Source organism: Pseudomonas sp. R1-18, assembly GCF_051132095.1.
In the GTDB taxonomy this organism is placed as follows: Bacteria; Pseudomonadota; Gammaproteobacteria; order Pseudomonadales; family Pseudomonadaceae; genus Aquipseudomonas.
On record NZ_CP071658.1, the window covers coordinates 3,950,357 to 3,970,648 of the forward strand.

General features: G+C 61.7%; 17 protein-coding genes and 1 pseudogene. 9 read left to right on the plus strand and 9 right to left on the minus strand.

The annotated features are described in order from the left end of the window. The first annotated feature begins 2 nt into the window (after nt 1-2). From J3P77_RS18110 to J3P77_RS18120, 3 genes and pseudogenes are all read left to right on the plus strand, one after another. Nucleotides 3-320 (plus strand): annotated as a pseudogene (locus J3P77_RS18110) (DUF3565 domain-containing protein). 78 nt (nt 321-398) lie between these two features. Continuing rightward, nucleotides 399-2,489 carry a phosphate acetyltransferase gene (pta, locus tag J3P77_RS18115; RefSeq protein WP_434677955.1) on the plus strand — a complete coding sequence of 697 codons (2,091 nt, stop codon included), beginning with the start codon at nt 399-401 and terminating at the stop codon, nt 2,487-2,489. A 65-nt stretch (nt 2,490-2,554) separates the two neighbouring features. Continuing rightward, nucleotides 2,555-3,460 carry an acyltransferase gene (locus J3P77_RS18120; RefSeq protein ID WP_434677956.1) on the plus strand — a complete coding sequence of 302 codons (906 nt, stop codon included), beginning with the start codon at nt 2,555-2,557 and terminating at the stop codon, nt 3,458-3,460. Between the two features lie 435 nt (nt 3,461-3,895). Here J3P77_RS18120 and J3P77_RS18125 read toward each other — a convergent pair whose 3' ends face one another. The 6 genes from J3P77_RS18125 to rutR all read right to left on the minus strand — a co-directional run bounded on the left by J3P77_RS18125 (nt 3,896) and on the right by rutR (nt 10,307). Next, the gene (locus tag J3P77_RS18125) at nt 3,896-4,600 is read right to left on the minus strand and encodes an OmpA family protein (RefSeq protein ID WP_434677957.1); all 705 of its coding nucleotides are present in this window, start codon (nt 4,598-4,600) and stop codon (nt 3,896-3,898) included. Between the two features lie 98 nt (nt 4,601-4,698). Next, entirely contained in the window at nt 4,699-5,625 is a 927-nt protein-coding gene (locus J3P77_RS18130; protein ID WP_434677958.1) for an ABC transporter permease, read from the minus strand. Further along, entirely contained in the window at nt 5,625-6,737 is a 1,113-nt protein-coding gene (locus J3P77_RS18135) for an ABC transporter permease (RefSeq protein ID WP_434677959.1), read from the minus strand. The genes J3P77_RS18130 and J3P77_RS18135 overlap by 1 nt, the downstream gene beginning before the upstream one ends. Beyond that, on the minus strand, nt 6,730-8,247 hold the full coding sequence (locus J3P77_RS18140) for an ABC transporter ATP-binding protein (protein WP_434677960.1): 1,518 nt from the start codon (nt 8,245-8,247) through the stop codon (nt 6,730-6,732). The genes J3P77_RS18135 and J3P77_RS18140 overlap by 8 nt, the downstream gene beginning before the upstream one ends. After that, nucleotides 8,244-9,335: a BMP family ABC transporter substrate-binding protein gene (locus J3P77_RS18145; protein ID WP_434677961.1), complete on the minus strand. Its 1,092-nt coding sequence runs from the start codon at nt 9,333-9,335 to the stop codon at nt 8,244-8,246. Before J3P77_RS18145 ends, J3P77_RS18140 begins: the two co-directional genes overlap by 4 nt. Before the next feature lie 177 nt (nt 9,336-9,512). Then, nucleotides 9,513-10,307 carry a pyrimidine utilization regulatory protein R gene (rutR, locus tag J3P77_RS18150; protein ID WP_434682054.1) on the minus strand — a complete coding sequence of 265 codons (795 nt, stop codon included), beginning with the start codon at nt 10,305-10,307 and terminating at the stop codon, nt 9,513-9,515. Between the two features lie 289 nt (nt 10,308-10,596). Here rutR and rutA point away from each other — a divergent pair, with 289 nt between their 5' ends. The 6 genes from rutA (at nt 10,597) to J3P77_RS18180 (ending at nt 15,769) form a co-directional block, all read left to right on the plus strand. Next, entirely contained in the window at nt 10,597-11,679 is a 1,083-nt protein-coding gene (gene rutA / locus J3P77_RS18155) for a pyrimidine utilization protein A (protein ID WP_434677962.1), read from the plus strand. Beyond that, the gene (gene rutB, locus J3P77_RS18160; protein WP_434677963.1) at nt 11,679-12,419 is read left to right on the plus strand and encodes a pyrimidine utilization protein B; all 741 of its coding nucleotides are present in this window, start codon (nt 11,679-11,681) and stop codon (nt 12,417-12,419) included. The genes rutA and rutB overlap by 1 nt, the downstream gene beginning before the upstream one ends. 10 nt (nt 12,420-12,429) lie before the next feature. Continuing rightward, nucleotides 12,430-12,813, plus strand: a complete 384-nt coding sequence (rutC, locus tag J3P77_RS18165; RefSeq protein WP_434677964.1) for a pyrimidine utilization protein C — start codon at nt 12,430-12,432, stop codon at nt 12,811-12,813. Nucleotides 12,814-12,827: 14 nt separating this feature from the next. After that, nucleotides 12,828-13,628, plus strand: a complete 801-nt coding sequence (gene rutD / locus J3P77_RS18170) for a pyrimidine utilization protein D (protein WP_434677965.1) — start codon at nt 12,828-12,830, stop codon at nt 13,626-13,628. 11 nt (nt 13,629-13,639) lie between these two features. Continuing rightward, nucleotides 13,640-14,188 carry an NADH-dependent FMN reductase RutF gene (gene rutF / locus J3P77_RS18175; RefSeq protein ID WP_434677966.1) on the plus strand — a complete coding sequence of 183 codons (549 nt, stop codon included), beginning with the start codon at nt 13,640-13,642 and terminating at the stop codon, nt 14,186-14,188. Between the two features lie 405 nt (nt 14,189-14,593). Then, nucleotides 14,594-15,769, plus strand: coding sequence for an HD-GYP domain-containing protein (locus tag J3P77_RS18180; RefSeq protein ID WP_434677967.1), 1,176 nt, complete (start codon nt 14,594-14,596; stop codon nt 15,767-15,769). Nucleotides 15,770-15,798: 29 nt separating this feature from the next. Here the strand turns inward: J3P77_RS18180 and J3P77_RS18185 are convergent, their stop codons facing one another. The 3 genes from J3P77_RS18185 to J3P77_RS18195 form a co-directional block, all read right to left on the minus strand. After that, nucleotides 15,799-18,519 carry a LuxR C-terminal-related transcriptional regulator gene (locus J3P77_RS18185; RefSeq protein WP_434677968.1) on the minus strand — a complete coding sequence of 907 codons (2,721 nt, stop codon included), beginning with the start codon at nt 18,517-18,519 and terminating at the stop codon, nt 15,799-15,801. Nucleotides 18,520-18,634: 115 nt separating this feature from the next. Next, nucleotides 18,635-18,883 carry a hypothetical protein gene (locus J3P77_RS18190; RefSeq protein WP_434677969.1) on the minus strand — a complete coding sequence of 83 codons (249 nt, stop codon included), beginning with the start codon at nt 18,881-18,883 and terminating at the stop codon, nt 18,635-18,637. Between the two features lie 24 nt (nt 18,884-18,907). Next, complete coding sequence (locus tag J3P77_RS18195; protein WP_434677970.1) at nt 18,908-20,272, minus strand: DUF1329 domain-containing protein; 1,365 nt, start codon at nt 20,270-20,272, stop codon at nt 18,908-18,910. Nucleotides 20,273-20,292: the final 20 nt, after the last annotated feature.

Sequence of the window (20,292 nt, forward strand, 5' to 3'; positions counted from 1 at the left end):
CTTTGCTTTGGATTCAAGAAAGGGCCAAGTTTAACCAAGCAATCGCCCGAAAGCGAACGCAACTCTGACAGACGGGCTGGCAGGCGGCTTACATGGAAAATTCGACACTGATCGATTTCAGGCAGGACGAGGACGGCCACTGGGTCGCGGTGCTGTCCTGCGGGCATACTCAGCATCTGCGCCACCAGCCGCCCTGGCAATCGCGCGCCTGGGTACTGGACCCGCGCCAGCGGCAGCAGAAAACAGGTCAACCGTTTCACTGCGGCTGGTGTGCTAACGCGGCGGATAAAGATAGTCTTGTCGACGAGGCGCCGCGTTAGACGGCTCCCGGCATTTTTCCGGTCGTGCCGCTGTCCATTATCGGGACGACCCTTGCACTGCTCAATCGAGAAGCCCGTATGCAGACGTTTTTCATTGCCCCGACCGATTTCGGCGTGGGGTTGACCTCTATCAGCCTGGGCCTGGTGCGCACCCTGGAACGCGCAGGCCTGAAGGTCGGTTTCTTCAAGCCTATCGCACAGCCGCACCCCGGCGATCTCGGCCCTGAGCGTTCGACCGAGCTGATCGCTCGCACCCATGGCCTCAAGCCGCCCAGACCGCTGGGGCTGGCGCATGTCGAGCGCATGCTCGGTGATGGCCAGTTGGATGAGCTGCTCGAAGAAATCATCACGCTGTATCAAGAGGCCTCGGTCGGCAAGGACGTGCTGATCGTCGAGGGCATGGTTCCGACCCGCAATGCCAGCTATGCGGCACGGGTCAATCTGCATATTGCCAAGAGCCTCGATGCCGAGGTCATTCTGGTGTCCGCGCCGGAAAACGAAGTGCTGACCGAACTCTCCGGCCGGGTGGAGTTGCAGGCGCAGCTGTTCGGCGGCCCGAAAGACCCCAAGGTGCTGGGCGTAATTCTCAACAAGGTGCGCACCGAGGAAAGCATGGAGGACTTCGCCACCCGGCTTAAGGAACATTCTCCCTTGCTGCGCAGCGGTGATTTCCGGCTGCTGGGCTGCATCCCGTTCCAGGCCGACCTGAACGCACCACGCACGCGGGACGTTGCCGAGCTGCTGGGCGCGCAGGTGCTCAATGCCGGCGATTACGACCAGCGCCGCATGTCGCGGATCATCATCTGCGCGCGGACCGTGCTTAACACCGTTCCGCTGCTCAAACCCGGCGTGCTGGTCGTGACGCCGGGTGACCGCGACGACATCATTCTGGCGGTCAGCCTTGCGGCGATGAACGGCGTGCCACTCGCTGGCCTGCTACTAACCAGCGACACTGTGCCGGACCCGCGGATCATGGAGCTGTGTCGCGGCGCGTTGCAGGCCGGCTTGCCGGTTCTGTCGGTCAGCACCGGCTCGTACGACACGGCCAATCAGCTCAACCAGCTGAACAAGGAAATCCCCATCGACGACCGCGAGCGCGCTGAAATCATCACCGATTTCGTCGCCGGTCATCTGGACGCCGCCTGGCTGCATCAACGCTGCGGCACGCCGCGCGAGCTGCGCCTGTCGCCTGCGGTATTCCGTTATCAACTGATTCAGCGCGCCCAGGCCGCGGACAAACGCATTGTGTTGCCGGAAGGCAGCGAGCCGCTGGTGATCCAGGCCGCGGCCATCTGCCAGGCGCGCGGAATCGCACGCTGCGTGCTGCTGGCCAGACCCGAAGACGTCCATGCAGTGGCCAAGGCGCAGGGCATCGAACTGCCGCAAGGGCTTGAGATTCTCGACCCGGATCTGATCCGCGAGCGCTATGTTGCGCCCATGGTCGAACTGCGCCGCAGCAAAGGGCTGAACGAGCCGATGGCCGAGCAGCAACTGGAGGACCCGGTGGTGATCGGCACCGTGATGCTGGCGCTGGATGAAGTCGACGGGCTGGTGTCAGGCGTCGTGCATTCGACCGCCAACACCATCCGCCCCGCCCTGCAACTGATCAAGACCGCGCCGGGCTGCACGCTGGTGTCCTCGGTGTTCTTCATGCTGTTTCCCGAGCAGGTGCTGGTTTATGGCGACTGCATCATGAACCCGCACCCCAGCGCCAGCGAGCTTGCTGAAATCGCTCTGCAAAGTGCCAGTTCCGCGGTGGCCTTCGGGATCGCGCCGCGGGTGGCGATGATCAGCCATTCGAGCGGCGATTCGGCCAGCGGTGAGGAAGTGGATAAAGTCCGCGAGGCAACCCTGCTGGCGCGTGAGACAAGGCGCGACCTTCTGATCGACGGACCGCTCCAGTATGATGCCGCCGCCAACGAAAACGTCGCGCGGCAACTGGCGCCGGACAGTCAGGTAGCGGGTCGTGCCAATGTGTTCGTGTTTCCGGACCTCAACACCGGCAACACCACGTACAAGGCGGTGCAACGCAGCGCCGACTGCGTGAGTCTGGGGCCGATGCTGCAAGGGCTGCGCAAACCGGTCAACGATTTGCCCCGCGGTGCTCAGGTAGATGACATCGTTTATACCATCGCACTGACGGCCATTCAGGCCGACACACTTTCCTGATAGACATTCAGGGCGCCGCAGACAGAACCTGCGACGTCCCCTATTTTTTCGGAGTCTGATCCTTCATGGATTTCCTGCCTGCCCCATTGCGCGGCGTCATCGCCTCGCTGCTGTTGGCGCTCAACACCGTGGTGTGCTGTTCGGTGTTGTTCGTGGTCACGATCTTCAAGGTCTGCCTGCCGTTCAAGGCCGCTCAGCGTTTCACCGACTGGCTGATGAGCCACATCCATGAAACCTGGATTGCTAACAACAACGCGTGGATACGCCTGCTCGGCCACACCCGCTGGCATTTGTCCGGGCTGGAAGGGCTGGATTATCGTCATTCGTATCTGGTGACCAGCAATCACCAGAGCTGGGTCGACATCATGGTCCTGCAGTACCTGCTCAACCGTCGAATCAGGCCGCTGAAGTTCTTCCTCAAGCAGGAGCTGATCTGGGTACCGGTCATCGGCCTGGCGTGGTGGGCGCTGGGTTTTCCGTTCATGAAGCGCTATTCCAAGGCGTACCTGGCCAGACACCCGGAAAAGAAAGGCAAGGATCTGGAAACCACCCGCCGCACCTGCGCGCGCTTCCGGCATAACCCGGTAGGGATTTTCAACTTTGCCGAAGGCACGCGATTCACGCCGGGCAAGCACGCCGCGCAGAATTCACCGTTCCGCCACCTGCTCAAACCCAAGGCCGGCGGCATTGCTTTCGTGCTGGATGCGATGGGCGACCAGCTCGAATCGATCATCAATGTGACCCTGTACTACCCAGGCGGCCGCCCGGGCTTTTGGGACCTGCTGTGCGGCAATGTCCGGGAAGTAGTCGCGCACTTCGAAGAGATCCGCATCCCGCCGGAGTTCGTCGGCAAGAGCTACGACCAGGATCAGGAATACCGCCTGGCTTTCCAGATGTGGATCAATACGCTGTGGGAAGAGAAAGACCGACTGCTGGAGCGAATGGAGCAGGAGCATCCGCCAAAGCGGTGAAATCTGTGAAAGCGGACTTGTGGGAGCGGACTTGTCCGCGAAGAGGGCGGTACATCCACAACAATTGCCTGGCCTGGAATGCCGTCTTCGCGGACAAGTCCGCTCCTACGCCCTCCGGGCAGAATCAAAAGCGGAATTCGCTTCTGCCCGGAGGGCGTAGGAGTTAGCTTGCTGTGGGCGGCAATCCGACGATCTGGCGCGAAGCGGCAGCAAGTACGGTGGATGCAGTCTGTCTGACCGTTGATCAGCGGTGGGTGTAAGACAGTTGGCCCCTACAGGTCTTGGCTATGACTGGGGGCCGAGGGAGGCGGTGGGCACCGATCCAGCTTACTGGCGAAGGCGGCGGTGACTACGCAAGATATCTGTTCTCAGGACCGGCCTCTTCGCTGTCGCCAGCAAGCTGGCCCCCACAAAAGCGTCTACACGTGGTGTTGGTTACTGCTGATACTGCTCGTACTGCTGACCCGGAATCGGCTTGAGGTTGACCTCGACGCGACGGTTCTGGGCGCGGCCGTTGACATCGGCGTTGCTGGCAACCGGCTGATCGGGACCGGCACCGCGCACCGACAGGTGAGTCTGGTCAACACCCTGCGACGTCAGGTAAGTCGCCACGCTCTGGGCGCGTTGCAAAGACAGATCCATGTTGTGCTGGCGGCTGCCGGTGCTGTCGGTATAACCGACGATCTCGATATTGTTCTGGTTGAACTGCTTGAGCGAGCCGGCCAGGTTATTGAGCGGCGAATAGAAGCTGCTGGCGATGGCCGAAGAGTCGGTAGCAAAGGTAATGTTGCCCGGCATGATCAGCTTGATCTGATCGCCCTGGCGTTGCACTTCTACACCGGTGTTGGCCATGCTTTCACGCAGCGCGGCTTCCTGTTTGTCGGCGTAGTAACCGTAACCGGCCGACGCGGCACCTACTACGGCGGCACCGATCAGCGCGCCCTTGCCGCGGCTGTTGTGGTCGATGGCGGCGCCGGCCACGGCACCTGCCAGAGCACCGAGACCGCCATACTTGGCGGTCTTGCTCATCCCGGCGGAGTTCTGCGCCTGGCCCTGATTGTCATACGGGTTGTTGGATGCACATCCCGACAGCATGGCTACTGCCGTTGCAGCCAGAATCAAACGGCGCGAGGTCAACATGGAAAACTCCTGATTTTACGGACGCTAATGAGCGGATTAGAGCACGGAGCACGGAAAAAATTCCTTAACCCGGCCTGAACCGACGACGCGCCCGGCCTTCAGCGCCTCTCCTCGCGAATGTAGGGCTCTCCCAAAGCGCCCGGCTGACTGCTGGCCTGACGCTTGCTCATGGCCACCCAGACCATCACCAGCAACGTGACCGCGTAAGGCGTCATCAGCACGAAATACTGTGGCAAGCGCACCCCGGTGGCGGCCAGTTGCGGAATCAGCGCTTCTATACCGCCGAACAGCAGCGCACCGGCCAGCGCCCGCCACGGCGACCAGCGGGCGAAGATCACCAGCGCCACCGCAATCCAGCCGCGCCCGCCGGTCATGTCGGCGATCCACATCTTGGTGCTGAGCACCGCAATGAACCCGCCCGCCAGCCCCATCAGAGCCGACCCTGCAATGATCGCCAGGAGGCGGTAGCGCAACACCGCGATTCCCGCAGCGTCGGCCGCCTGCGGATTTTCGCCCACCGCGCGCAGGCGCAGCCCGGTGCGAGTACGCGCCAGCAGCCAGACCACTGCGACGAATATCAGCGCCGTCAGGTACACAACGGGGTTCTGCACGAACACCTTGCCGACCACCGGTAAATCCGACAGCGGCCACAACTCCACGGCCTGCAAGCCGCTGACCGGACGGTTAGTCCAGCCCAGCACCGTGCCCAGCAGGCCGGTCAGGCCCTGGCAGAAAAAGACCAGCGCAAGTCCCGCGATCACCTGATTGATGCGCAGCACCAGCACCATCAGTGCAAACAACAAGGACACCGCGCTGGCGGCGGCCATCGACGCCAGCAACGAAAGCCCGGGCAGCCCGAGACCCAGCTGCATTCCGATACCGGCCAGCGCGCCAACGAGCATCAGGCCCTCGGCGCCCAGGGCCAGTACGCCGCTTCGTTCGATCAGGATCAGGCCCAGTGCCGCAAGAGCAAAAGGCACGGCGAAGTCCGGGACGCTGCCCAGCCAGTGAGCGATAAGATCCATCAGCGGTCTCCGGCCTGGATGCGGCGCAGGCGGTGGCGTATGAAAAAGTCCGAGGACGCGACACAGATCACCAGGATGGCCTGGATCAACTGCACCATTGAAAACGGGATCTGGTAGAACACCTGCAGATTGCGTCCGGCCACGAACAGCATGGCCATGAGCAAGGCGACCACTGTTGCAGCCACCGGGTTGTTGCGGGCCAAAAAGGCAATCAGGATCCCGGAAAAGCCGTATCCCTGGTAGAACGACTGGGTCAAGCGGCCTTCCTGCCCGGCGGTCACCACGAAACCGGCCAGGCCGGCCAGCGCTCCGGAAAGCGCGACCGTGCCGACAATCATCTTGCCCACCGGCACGCCCACCGCACTGGCGACCCTGGGGTTGGCGTCGACGAAGCGCAGATAGAAGCCGCCACGCGACACGCCGATGAACCAAAGGGTCAGCCCGGTGACCATCAGCGCCAACACGATCGCCAGGTTGTAGCCATCAAACAGGTCCGGCAGTCGTTCGAAGCCCTGAAACGCTGGCGAGTAGGGAAAATTGTCACGCGGGTCCTTCCAGCTGCCATAGACCAGATGCAAAAGGAAGTTGGCGGCAATGTAATTGAGCATCAGCGTCGAGATGATCTCATTGACCTGCCACTTGAGCTTCAACAGGATCGGGCCGAGCGTCCAGAGCACCGCGCAGACCAGAGCGGCCAGCGCCATCAGCGGCAACCTTAGAAATTCAGGCCCGATCTGGAACAGCGAGATCGCCGTGGCGCCGATACCGCCCCAGATCATCTGGCCTTCGAGCCCCAGATTCCAGAAACGCGCACGGAAGGCCATGCATCCGGCAAGTCCGACCATGATCATCGGCGCAGCCTGAAACAGAACCGCCCGGAAGTTCTGGGCATCGAACACCGTCTGCATGACGAACTCGTTGAGTAGTTCGCCAGCCGGCACGCCGGCCAAAATCAGGATCAGCGTGCAGATCGCCAGGCCCAGAACCAGCGCCAGGGAAATGATCAACGCTTGCAGCGGCCAGGGTGTCTGCTGGCGGAGCTCCAGCGCGTAGCGGCGTCCAAGCAAGGGTTGCCGGGCCGGCGCAGCTTGTTGCAGTGTCGTTTCAGTCATGGCTCACCATCGCCTTGCCAATCGCCTGTCGATCCGCCGGCCGGTCGAACTCGGCGACGATGCGCCCGCGGTTCATCACACCGATGCGGTCGGCCAGAGCCAATACCTCGTCCAGGTCTTCACTGATCACCAGCACCGCCGCGCCCGCGTCACGCGCAGCGCGCAGGCGCCCATGCACGGCCTGGCTGGCCCGTACGTCCAGACCACGGCTGGGGCTGTGAACCAGCACCAATTGCGGGTCGCGGCTGAATTCGCGGGCGATCACCAGCTTCTGTGCGTTACCGCCCGACAGCAGCGCAGCCTTCTGTTCCAGAGAGCGCACCCCTTGTACGTCGAAATCCGCGACCGCCTGCCGGGCATCCTGCTGCAGACGCGGGTAGCGCATGCGCCAGAACGAACCGTAGCGACCGCTGTGCAGATTGCCGACGCCGAAGTTTTCGGCGATCGACAATGAACCTGCCAACGCGGCGCCATATCGGTCCGCCGGGATCGAGGCAATGCGCAGCTCACGGCGCTGCTCGGTCGAGGCGGTGCGCAGGTCGCCGAACTGTGCCAGGTGAATCTCGCCTTCGGTCGGCTGCGGCAGGCCCATCAAGGCATTGGCGAGCTCGGCCTGACCGTTGCCGCCGACGCCCGCGATGCCGTAGATCTGGCCGGCGCGCAGGGTCATGTCGACGCCATCGAGCGGGCCGCTGCCTGGCAGGCTGCGCAGGTTGCGCACCTGCAGGCGCGCTTCGCCGGGCGTCGCGCAAGGATGATCGGTGACGGCGGCACCCGACTCGCCAACCGTCAGGCGCACCAGTTCTTCCACACTGACGTGCTGTGGGTTGAGCGTTTCAATCGTCCGTCCGCCGCGCATCACCGTCACGCGGTCGGCGTAGCGTTTGACGTCCGCCATCTTGTGAGTAACCAGAATCACCGCCGCGCCCTGCCGCGCAAAGGCCTGCACGGTCGCCAGCAGGCGCTCGGCCTCCTGATCGGTGAGCACCGCGGTAGGTTCATCGAGGATCAGGATTCGCGCGCCGGCCAGCAGCACCTTGAGGATTTCCACCCGTTGCTGCTCAGCCACCGACAGGGTGTCGACGATCTGCCGAGGATCGAGCACGAACCCCAGCCCCCGAGCCTTGGCGCTGATCCGCTCTTGGAGGGCGGCGAGACGCTTGCCATAGCTGCCCTCGCCCAACTGCTCGGGAAGGCCGAGCAGAATGTTCTGCGCAACGCTGAAGGGTTTCACCAGCTTGAAATGCTGGTGAACCATGCCGATCCGGTGAGCGCTGGCATCCTTCGGCCCGCCCAGCCGGACGGGGTTGTCATCGATCAACAGCGCGCCGGTTTCGGGGGCATACAGCCCGGCGGCAATGTTCATCAGCGACGACTTGCCCGCGCCATTTTCGCCCAGCAGCGCGTGCACCTCACCCCAGCGCGCGGTGAAATCAGCGTCGCTCAGGGCCTTGAAGCCGTCGAAGGATTTGCTGATGCCAATGAGTTGAAGCGCGTTGGCCTGGCTCATTGCTGGGTCTTCACGCCCTGAACGAACCAGTCCATCTTCCACAGTTCCGGATCGGCCATGCTCTGCCCAGCGGCAATACGCTCTTTGCCATCGCGGTCGGCCATTGGCCCGCTGTACAGAATCTTCTTGCCCGCCAGCAGCTGCGCGCGCTCGGCCTCGATGCGCTGGCGGTGTTCGGCGGAGATCACCGGATCGCCGGTGAGGCTGATATCGGTGCCGCCCTGCTCCATCGACAGCAATGCGCCGTTGGGTGTCGGGGTCCAGTTGCCGGCCATGACTTTCTTGAGCTCGGGCGCCAGGAACCGGTCCCAGACCCACTTCGACGAGCAGATGGTTGCCTTGGGCGCGAACTCGCTGAGGTCGCGATGGTAACCGGTGCCGTGAACGCCGCGTTCCTGAGCGACAATCTGCGGTGTCGGGCTGTCGACGTGCTGGCCGATCACATCCGCGCCATTGTCGATCAAGGCCATGGTCGCAGCGCGCTCCTTGACCGGATCGTTCCAGGCGCCGGTATAGATCACCGTCACCGTTGCGTCGGGGTTGATTTGCCGCGCGCCCAGCTCATACGCGTTGATGGTCCAGTTAACCTGGCCGAACGGATTGGCCGCCACGAAACCCAGCTTGCCGGATCTGGACGCCGCGCCTGCCGCCATGCCGCACAGGTACTGGCTTTCGTAGGTTCGACCGTAGAAGGATTCAAGGTTGGCGGCGTTGGTGGTGCCGGAGCCGTTGAGAAAGGCGACATCCGGGTATTTTTTCGCCAGGTTCAGGAAGGTGTCCGAATACCCGAATGCGGTGCCAACGATGATGTTGGCGCCGCGCGCGATCAGACGGTCGACCACTGGCGTGATGGCGGCGGCGTTTTCCGGCACGCTCTCGACGAACTGGATTTTCTGGTCCAGCTCTTTCTCCAGCTTCACGCGGGCTTCGTCGAACGCCTGGGTCCAGCCGCCGTCGTTGCGCGGGCTGATATAGACCATGGCGATTTTCGCCGGCCCCTTGAGCGTGAGTCCTTCAGCCTGGGCAAGGCTGCCCATCCCCAACGCTACAGCTGCACACAATGTTCCGGGCAACAGTTTCTTGTACATAGACGTTTTCCTGTAGGTAAGGGCCTGACCTCTTGCGTCAGGTCCAAAGCAGCATCCATGCCACTACAGAAAACTCGTCTGGTAACAATGACTTCGGTCATATCGTGGGAAGAAAGCAGATCAAACGGTCCGATTCAGAGCACTTGGTTTGTGCGCTGCGCGCGGCGCGTGCGCTTTTCAGGTTCGCGGCCGGATGCCATCCAGAATCATGCTGATAAGGCTGGCGAGCACCTCTTCGAAGAACTCGGGGTCGTTGAGGGTCTTGCCGGTGACCGCTTCCACCTGGGTCCGGAAATCCGCGTAATGCTGAGTGGTCGCCCACAGCGAAAAGATCAGGTGATGAGGATTGACCGGTGCCAGTTGCCCGGCGTCGATCCACTGCTGGATTACGGCTACCTTTTTCTCCACCGTGTCTCGCAACGGATGCTGCAGCTCGCCTTGTATCAGCGGTGCGCCTTGCATTACTTCCATGCAGAACAGCCGCGATTCGGCCGGATGATCGCGGGACATCTCCAGCTTGGCTCTTATATAAGCGCCAATCGCCTCGGCCGGGTCCTTGTCGGCGGTGAAGTACACCAGGGGCTTGAGCCAGACTTCCAGCAGCTGCCGGAGCACGCTGAGGTAGAGGTCATCCTTGCTGCTGAAGTAATACAGCAGGTTGGTCTTGGATACATCGGCAAGGCTCGCCACCTGATCCAGACTGGTGCCATGCACGCCAAAACGGGAAAAGACCTCCAGCGCGGCATCGAGAATCGTCGCGCGCTTGCTCTCCATGACCCGCAGGCGGCGCTTGAGGGATTCGGCGCTAGGCTCACGAGTTGCCTTGGTCGAGGCCTTGGTTTTGGTCGAGGCCTTGGCTTTGCCCGACGCTGTGATTTTGGGCAGCGCTTTAGGCTTGGGCTGAGTTTTGGGCAGGACCTTGCGTTCGCGCTTGGCGGGCTCGGTCACGGGAGGCTTCTTGTTCACGCAGATCCAACCAGTGATGCCGGAATGAGCGGGCATCTTAACGGGCGCGGGCGTTTTGTCGATATGACGGTTCGCCTTGCCAGCCCTGCCCCGACTGCAAGCGAAACACGCTCCAACAGCGTGCACGACGCACAAACCAAGTGCTCTAATTCAGACCAAATGGTCCGATATTGAGGAACTTAACTCTCAAGTAGTTGAATAATAACGATAAAAAAATATGGCCCGCTATATGCAAACAGCGATTGCAGTGCCGCTCCTCTCACGGCATTCATCGACCCACGCAGCGAGGCCTCACATGGACATTGGTATTTTCATCCCCATTGGCAACAACGGCTGGCTGATCTCCAGCAATGCTCCGCAATACAAGCCCACCTTCGAACTGAACAAGAACATCGTGCAAAGAGCCGAGCACTACGGCTTCGACTTCGCGCTGTCGATGATCAAGTTGCGCGGTTTCGGCGGCAAGACCGAGTTCTGGGAACACAATCTAGAGTCCTTCACACTGATGGCCGGCCTGGCTGCGGTCACCAGCAAAATCCAGCTGTTTGCCACAGTCGCTACGCTGACTATTCCGCCCGCCATCGTTGCGCGGATGGCGTCGACCATCGATTCCATCTCCAACGGCCGCTTCGGCGTCAATTTGGTTACGGGCTGGCAGAAACCCGAATACGAGCAGATGGGCATGTGGCCGGGCGACGAGTTCTTCCACACGCGCTACCAGTATCTGGGCGAATACGCTCAAGTGCTGCGCGACCTCTGGGGCACCGGACGCAGCGACTTCAAGGGCGAGCACTTCACCATGCAGGATTGCCGCGTCAGCCCGCGTCCGCAGGCCGACATGAAGTTGATCTGCGCCGGCCAGAGCGAAGCAGGCATGGCCTTCTCCGCGCAGTACGCCGATTACAACTTCTGCTTCGGCAAAGGCGTGAACACGCCGACGGCTTTCGCACCAACCGCACAGAAACTGATCGAAGCCAACGCCGTAACAGGTCGCAATGTGACGTCCTGCGTATTGTTCATGGTCATCGCCGACGAGACCGACGAGGCCGCGCGAGCCCGCTGGGAGCACATCAAGGAAGGCGCCGACGAGGAAGCCATCGCCTGGCTGAGTGAAAAAGGCGCGGCGGACAAGAGCGCCGGATCGAATCTGCGGCAGATGGCCGACCCGACATCGGCAGTCAACATCAACATGGGCACGCTGGTCGGTTCCTGGGCAAACGTCGCACGCATGCTCGATGAAGTGGCCACGGTTCCGGGCACCCAGGGCGTCATGCTGACGTTCGATGACTTCGTCAAAGGCGTCGAAGACTTCGGCCAGAAGATCCAGCCGCTGATGACCAGTCGCCGACACGTATCGCCGCTCAAGGAGGTGGTTTGATGAACGCGCCTGCCACCCTCGCCGGTCTGGTCACGCCAGACGACAGCCGGCCTTCCTGCAACTTGCCGGCCCGCCCCGAAGCGCTGCACATGAAGGTTGCCGAGACCGCACTGGTAGTCGTCGACATGCAGAACGCCTATGCGTCGCTTGGCGGATATCTGGATCTGGCAGGGTTTGACGTCAGCAGCACCGCGCCCGTCATCGCCAATATCAACAAGGCCTGCGACGCCGCCCGTGCAGCCGGCATTCCGGTGATCTTTTTTCAGAATGGCTGGGACCCGGCCTATGTCGAGGCAGGCGGCCCCGGCTCGCCTAACTGGTACAAATCCAACGCACTGAAAACCATGCGCAAACGCCCGGCGCTGGAAGGCAAGCTGCTGGCCAAAGGCGGCTGGGATTACGACCTGGTGGATGAGCTGAAGCCGCAACCGGGCGACATCGTGGTGCCCAAGACGCGTTACAGCGGCTTCTTCAACTCCGGCTTTGACAGCGTGCTGCGCAGTCGCGGTATCCGCAATCTGGTGTTCACCGGAATCGCAACCAACGTATGCGTCGAATCAACCCTGCGCGACGGCTTCCACCTTGAGTATTTCGGCGTGGTGCTGGCCGACGCCACTCATCAGGCCGGCCCCGAGTTCGCCCAGCAGGCGGCCTTGTTCAACATCGAAACCTTCTTCGGCTGGGTCTCCAGCGTCGATGACTTCTGCGCCACCTTCCGCCCGGCCGGGCAACCTTCTTAAGGAGACCAGCATGACCAAGAAAGCGATTATCCCTGCAGGCACCGGCACTCCACTCGCGCCTTTCGTCCCAGGTTCCATGGCGGACGGCGTGCTTTACGTTTCCGGCACGCTGCCGTTCGACAAGGACAATAACGTCGTGCATGTCGGGGACGCGACCGCCCAGACCCGGCATGTGCTGGAAACCATCAAAGGTGTGGTGGAAACCGCTGGCGGCACGCTGGACGACGTGACGTTCAACATGATCATGATTCGTGACTGGGCCGACTACGCCAAGGTCAACGCGGTCTACGCCGAATACTTCGCCGGAGAAAAACCGGCCCGCTACTGCATTCAGTGCGGACTGGTTAAACCCGATGCACTGATCGAAATCGCCAGCATCGTTCACATCGGCTGACCGGGGAGACGCGCATGTATCACGAAATCCATGGTCTTCAAGATGCCGACGCGCCGACGCTGGTGCTCAGCCCGGGGCTCGGCGGCTCCAGTCGTTACTGGGCGGACGACCTGTCTGTGCTGGGGCGCGATTACCGCGTGGTGGTCTACGACCACGCCGGCACCGGACGAAGCCCGGCGACCCTGCCGGCGGGCTACTCGATCAGGCACATGGCCGAGGAGCTGCTCGCTCTGCTGGATTCGCTGGACATCGCGCGTTGCCACTTCATCGGGCACGCGCTTGGAGGGCTGGTCGGGCTGGAGCTGGCGTTGCTGCGCCCCGAGCTGCTGCAAAGCCAGGTGTTGATCAACGCCTGGAGCAGCCCGAACCCGCACAGTACACGCTGCTTTTCACTGCGCAAAAAACTGCTCGCCGGTTGCGGGCCCGACGCTTACGTCCAGGCACAGGCGCTGTTCCTGTATCCGGCGGACTGGATCGCCGCCAATACCGAACGGCTGGCTGCCGACGAAAAACATGCGCTGGAGCACTTTCCGGATACGGAAAACCTTCTGCGCCGGATTCATGCTCTGGAAACGTTCGATATCGAATCGCGCCTGCGGAGCATCAAGGTGCCGACGCTGCTGATCGCCAACCGCGACGACATGCTGGTGCCCTGGCAACGCTCGAAGCACCTGGCGGACACCCTGCGCGACGCGGAACTGGTCCTGTTGGAGTACGGCGGCCACGCTTCCAGCATCAGCGATCCGCAGCCATTTCGTCTTGCCCTGCTCGATTACCTCAACGCCCGCACCCGGTCGACACCCGCTCTGATCTGAAGGAGATTCCCATGCACAGCACTCAAGTCAGCGATGCACTGCCCACTGCGGCCACACCGGTCGCCGCCCAGGAGTTTCGCGATGCCATGTCCAGCCTCGCGGCGGCGGTCAACGTTATCACCACGGACGGCCCCTGCGGACGCGCGGGCTTTACCGCGACCGCAGTGTGCAGCGTGACCGATCAACCGCCTACGCTGCTGGTGTGTATTAACCGCAATGCTTCGGTCTACGAAGCATTCCTTGGAAACGGCACGCTGTGCGTAAACACCTTGGGCAACGAGCAGCAGGCGCTGTCCAACCTGTTTGGCGGCAAGACCCCGCAGCGGGAACGTTTTGCCTGTGGCAAGTGGACTACGGGCGTAACCGGGGCGCCGATCCTGGAAAATGCCAAACTGGCTTTCGACTGCAAAGTCAGCCACTCGGTCAGCGTCGGTACCCACGACATCCTGTTCTGTGAGGTACTGGACATCCGTCATCAGAACGAAGCGGATGTGCTGGTTTATTTCGGCAGGCGTTATCACCGGTTGCCCACTACGCTGGCCGTCGAAAGCGGAATCTGACGACACGGCTGCCTGCATCTGGAACTTCGCGGATAGTCGCTCAGTCCACTATTCATCCGTTTGGATATATAGGTCGGCTGAACGAACTCCGCTTCTGGAGCTTTTATTCAATATTTTTTGCCGGCTGTTTGGCGTCAATTATTTGAAACCCATAAACCACTGATTTTATTGAAATAAATCAGAATAATGCTTTATTGACGGTTGAAAAATCCTGTGATTTTTCGCTGGCCCGCCCCGTATACTGGCCTTCCGAGATCAGGATGATCCTTGAGTCGTACGAGGTGAAACCATGTCGATCAGCGACAACTGCAAAAATTTTTACTGCCGTTTGGATATACGCCCGTGGGTAGCTGCGTTCGCTGCTGTCTCGTCCAGCCTCTCAGATGATGCCTGCGGGGTCTGAAGATGCTGAGAAAAATCCGGGTATCGGAACTGACCCTGGGGATGCACATCCACAAGTTCTGTCGCCCCTCTATTGATGATCCGTTCTGGATAGAACAGGTCGAGGTGGTGCTGCGAGACGCTGCTGTACTTGAACGCATCCAGAAGTCCGACACTCTGGAAGTCTGGATCGACACCGGGCGCGGCAAGGCACCTTCGGATGTGGCTTGCGCTGGCGCTGAACAGATCTCTACCAGGCCCGCCAGCCTGGAAGAAGAAGTACGGCGTGCCCGTAAAATCTGCGACCGGGCCAAAGGCGCGGTCATGGTCATGTTCAGCGATGCCAAGATGGGCCGCGCCATGAATGTGCACGACGTAGACCTGCTGGTAGAGGAAATTTCCAGCTCGATCCTGCGTCACCCTCACGCTCTGATCAGTCTGTCGCGTCTCAAGACTTCCGACGAATACACCTACATGCACTCGGTGGCGGTCTGCGCCTTGATGGTCGCGCTCGCCCGCCGCATGGGCATGCCGGAAGAGCAGATACGCGAGGCCGGCGTTGCAGGGCTGATGCATGACGTCGGCAAAATGATGATCGACCCGCAGATCCTCAACAAACCGGGACGCCTGACGCCGGAAGAATACGATGCCATGAAGCACCACCCCGAAGCCGGCCTGAAGATTCTAGAGGCCAGCCTGCAGGTCAACGCCATAGTCCGGGACGTGTGTCTGCACCACCATGAGAAGTTCGACGGCAGCGGTTACCCGCATGGCCTGGCAGGCGAACAGATCAGCATCTTTGCCAGAATGGGTGCGGTTTGCGACGTGTACGACGCGATCACTTCGGACCGGCCTTACAAAAAGGGTTGGGGCGCGGCGCATTCGATTCGTGAAATGGCGTCCTGGAAAGGCCACTTCGACGAAGTGGTGTTTCAGAACTTCGTGAAGACGGTCGGCATTTATCCGGTCGGCGCGCTGGTACGTCTGGAGAGCGGGCGGCTGGCTGTCGTCATTGAACAGAATGAGCAGACGCTGTTGCTGCCCAGGGTGAAAGCCTTCATGTCGGCACGAACCGGCAGACGGTTTACCCCGCAGGTCATCGACCTTGCCCGGCAGGAGGAGCGTGACTCGATCATCAAGATCGAACTGCCTGCCGACTGGGGGCTTGAAGACGTCGAGGCGTTGTGGAGCGGAGAATAATCGGGCGCCAGCGGCGTACGCGCGCCCGCCTATAGCAGGCCCAGCGCCTTGGCCCGGGCCACGGCCTGGGTGCGGCGCTCCACGCCGAGTTTGCTGTTGATGTGGCTGGCGTGGGTCTTGACGGTATGCAGCGAGATGAACAACTGCTCGCTGATTTCCTGGTTCGAACAGCCCTGAGCGATCAGCTGCAGCACGCCAAGCTCGCGCACGCTGAGCGTGTCATTGCCCGTGGCCGGGCAACCGCAATTCGGTGTCGGCAGCCGCTCCAGAAGAAAGTCACGCACCGGGCATGGCGCGGCTCGCAGCAATTGCTCGCGGCACCAGCGAGGATGCTCATCGAGCAGCGCCTGAAAGGGCAAAAGTGCCCCGCCTGCCGCGACGTGAAGACTGCGTCCGAGTAACTCCCGCGCTTCTTCACAGCGAGCATCAGCGAGCAGCAGGCTGATGCGCTGCACCGCAGCGTAAAGACTGGGCAACAATGCGCCCGCCTCCTGAGCCCGCTGGTCAAGCTGCTGCAAGCGATGGCCGCTGGTGCGCAGATCGCCGCGCAGACGCTCCAGTACCGCGCGTTGCAACTCAATGTGCTCGGCCAGCTGTGGATGGCATTCCGGCGCGGCGGCCGGCAGCCCGCCGCCGTAGGTCTGAGTCAGGCGCAGCAACCAGGCTTCGGCCAGGTCGACGCGGCCTTGCATCAGCCACAGCTCGCATTTGATCAGGGTGATCATCGCCAGGTAATACATCGGCGGCACGTCCCAGATGTGCATCAGCCGCTCGGCCTCGGTCAACTCGGCGAAGGCTTCAGGAAAACGACCGGCCCGCCCTTCCAGACCGGCAATCACACAATGCCCGATCAGCACGCTGATATCCCGGCAGGCACGGGCCTCGGCCAGGCCGGCGAGCAATTGCACGCGGCCGCCGTCGGTCTGCATGCGCATGGTCAACAGATAACCTTCGTACAATTTCAGACGGGCGCGTACGGCATACAGCCTCGACGCAGGCAGATCCTTGAGCCGTTGCAGCCCCAGCCGGACTTCTTCCAGCGCCCGGAGGATCTGGCCGCGCGCCTGCATGACCCTGGCGCGGTCGTAATGCGCCAGCGCCTCGAACAAGGGATTGGCCACCCGCTGCGCCAGTTCCAGCGCGTCTCGATTCAGCGCCCTGGCGCGCAGCAGATCACCGTCGGCAATGGCCAGGTTGGCGAGCGTCGACAGGCAGACCAGACGCTGGCCATAGCGTTTTTCCGGCAGGCTCAGCAGGGCTTCGCCGCAATAAAGCCGGGTTCGCTCGCTGTCACCACGGCCGCGTGCGATCACGCCGCTCAGCGCCAGCCACTGCGCAAGCATGGACTTTTGCGCCGAGGCCGAGGGCGCCGGCAGGAATCGGCTCAAGTGGCTGGCCAGCGCTTCGGCGGCATCCAGCTGACAGGCCAGCGCCAGCGCCCATGCGTAGAGCACGATCAACCGAGGCGTGCTGGTCAACAGGCTGTCGGGCAAGTCGAGCTTCCAGCGCAGCAACATGCCGACGTTCTGCTCGGAAAGAAGCTGCTCTTCGGAAAGGTTCTGGACCAGGTTTGCCGCGACTTCCGGATGCCCGGCGCGCAGGGCCTGTTCCACGGCTTCGTCCAGCAGCCCTTGCTCGCTGAACCAGCGACAAGCATTCAGGTGAAGATGAGTGTGGCGCGCCTGGTCTGCGTTGCGGGTGCGCAACAGATCCGAGAACAGGTGGTGGTAGCGAAACCAGCGTTCTTCTTCATCGAGCGGCACCAGAAAAACTTGATGAGCCTTGAGATAGCCGAGCATTTCGGCACTGTCACGGGCGTCTCGCGCCGCGTCGCAAAGCGGGGCGCAAAAGCGTTCAAAACAGGCCGTATCGTAAAGAAACGCCTGAACGTCGGCGGGCAGGCACTCGATGACTTCTTCCAGCAGGTACTCACGTATCAACCCGTCGCCGTCGTGCAAGGCGCGTGGCCGAGCGTTTTCGTCGCCGGGCCCAGTGGCGGCCAGCAACCAGAAGCGCAGACCGGCGACCCAGCCTTCACTGCGGCGGATCAGGCTTTGCAGGGCGTCGCTTTCCATCGTCCCGCTGCGGCTGTCGAGCACCGCCAGCGATTCGGCATCGGTAAGGCGCAGGTCCTGCTCGTTGAGTTCGACCAGTTGGCGCGACAGGCGCAGGCGCGCCAGGTGCCAGTCCGGGCGCTGGCGGCTGGTAACCAGCAACACCAGACCGGCCGGCAGGTGGCTGAGCAGCAGTTGCAGGCAGCGGTCGAGTACCGGGCTCTGGGCCAGATGATAGTCGTCGAGCACCAGCAGCAACGGGCGGCTCAGCATCAGGTGCATCGCCAGCTCATCGAGAAGCCCGTCCAGCCATTCGTCGAAAGCGAACGGCTCGTGGCGCTGGCGCATTTTCAGCAAGCCCATGGCCTGCGTACCAAGTTGCGGGAAAAACTGCTGAAGGCCGCCGAGCAGACGTTCCAGAAAACGGCCGGGGTCGCGGTCACGCTGGCTCAGACCCAGCCAGACGCTCTGCCATCCGGTTGGCAGACGCTGACAGAACTCCACCGCCAGCGAACTCTTGCCGAAACCCGCAGGTGCGCATACCAGCAACAGGCGCCCGGCGAGCCCGGCGTCCAGCCGCTCGCACAGCCGCGCACGAGGCACGTGCCCTTCAGGCAGTGGCGGACGGAAGTATCGCCCTTCCAGCGCGGAGATCGCGCTGTCTGCAAATCCTTGCATTCGGGACAGGTCAGTCATGGCCGGCTCTTATTGGAGTCATTATTCGGCGTAACAGGTTGTGTCCCGAGACTAGCGGGTAATCCCGGCCTTTTGAAGGCAACATCCGATAACTCTGTAACAAAATTCCTACAATTTACGAGCCGAATGCCTCGGCATAAAAAAGCCCCGACGACGGGGCTTGATGGGTAGGAGCGGACCGGGCGACGATCCAACTGGTGAGGATCTGCGTGCGCTTCTGCCCGAAGGGCGTAGGAGCTGGCTTGCCTGCGATCTGCCGCGCAGCGGCAGCAGTCCGGTTCACCCCGCAGATCAGTTGGTACAGTGCGGCTTGTTTTGCTGCCGCTAAACGCCAGATCGTCGGATTGCCGCCCACAGCAAGCACGCTCCCTCCGCGAAGGACATCAGATCAACGCACACCCTCCTGGCGCAGCGCGTTGGGCGTGAAGTCGCTGCTGCTGGCGGTAAAGCCGAACTGGTAGGCGCTCTTCTCTTCGTTCTTCATGCCCAGCGCTACGTAACGGCCGGACTGCAGATCGTAGAGGGTTTCGATCGCGTACCACGGCACTTGTTTGTCGTAGTAGTTCTGGGCGTGCGCCTCGGCTACGCGCCACAGTTGTCCACGGCCGTCGTAATGATCGATGACCGCCGCCTGCCAAGTGTCCTCGTCGATGAAGAAGTCACGTTTGGCATAGATGTGGCGCTGCCCTTCCTTCAAGGTCGCGGTTACGTGCCAGACGCGGCGCAGCTCGTAACGCGTCAGATCCTGGTTGATGTGGCCGGCCTTGACCACGTCGGCGTACTTGAGTTTGGGATCGTCAAGCTTGTGGCTGTTGGCGGCGATATACATTTCCTGCTTGCCGATCAGCTTCCAGTCGTAGCGATCCGGAGCACCGTTGTACATGTCGAGGTTGTCGGAAGTGCGCAGCCCGTCCGACGCAGTGCCAGGGCCGTCGTAGGACACTTGCGGCGCCCGGCGCACGCGACGCTGACCGGCGTTGTACAACCACGCCGAGCGCGGCTCCTTCACCTGGTCGAGCGTTTCGTGCACCAGCAATACGCCACCCGCCAGACGTGCAGGCGCGGTGACCTCTTGCTTGAAGTAGAACAGGATATTGCCCGGGTTCTTCGGATCGAAATCCTTCATCCGGTCGCGGAACACGAACTGGTCACTGAAATACACCAGGTTGTAGGAACCGTTGGGCTGCGGCGTAGCCTGGGTAACGAAGCGCCGTACGCTCCCGCCACGGTAACGCGTGATGTGGTTCCAGATGACTTCAACGCCATTGGCGGGAATCGGGAACGGGATTGCGGTATCGAAGTTTTCCAGACCGCTGCCGCCACCCACGATTCGGGTGCTGGTGGCGTTCTTGCGGATTGCGTTGAATACCTCGGCAGGCACCGTGGCGCCGCGATGGGTGGTGTAGACAGGAATCCTGTAGCTTTCCGGATAACGTTTGAACATCGCGTATTGGCCCGGCGCCAGCTTGTCCTTGTACTGCTCCACATTCGCTGCGGTGATCGTGAACAGCGGCTTCTCACTGGCGTACGGGTTGGCGAGGAAGCCCTTGCTGTCCACCGCGCCGGCGTTGGCCGGCATTGGTGTCCAGGCGGAAATGGTATTGGCCGCATTGCCGGCCTTTTCCGCGCCCATTGGCGTCAGAGTCGTCCCCAGTTTCGCCGCCTCGGACTCGGGTACCGCTGCCATCACCCCCGTCGCCAGCAATGACACACCCAACACCCCGGCTTGCAACAGACTCTTTGTTATTTTCATTTTCATAGTCATCCCGATAC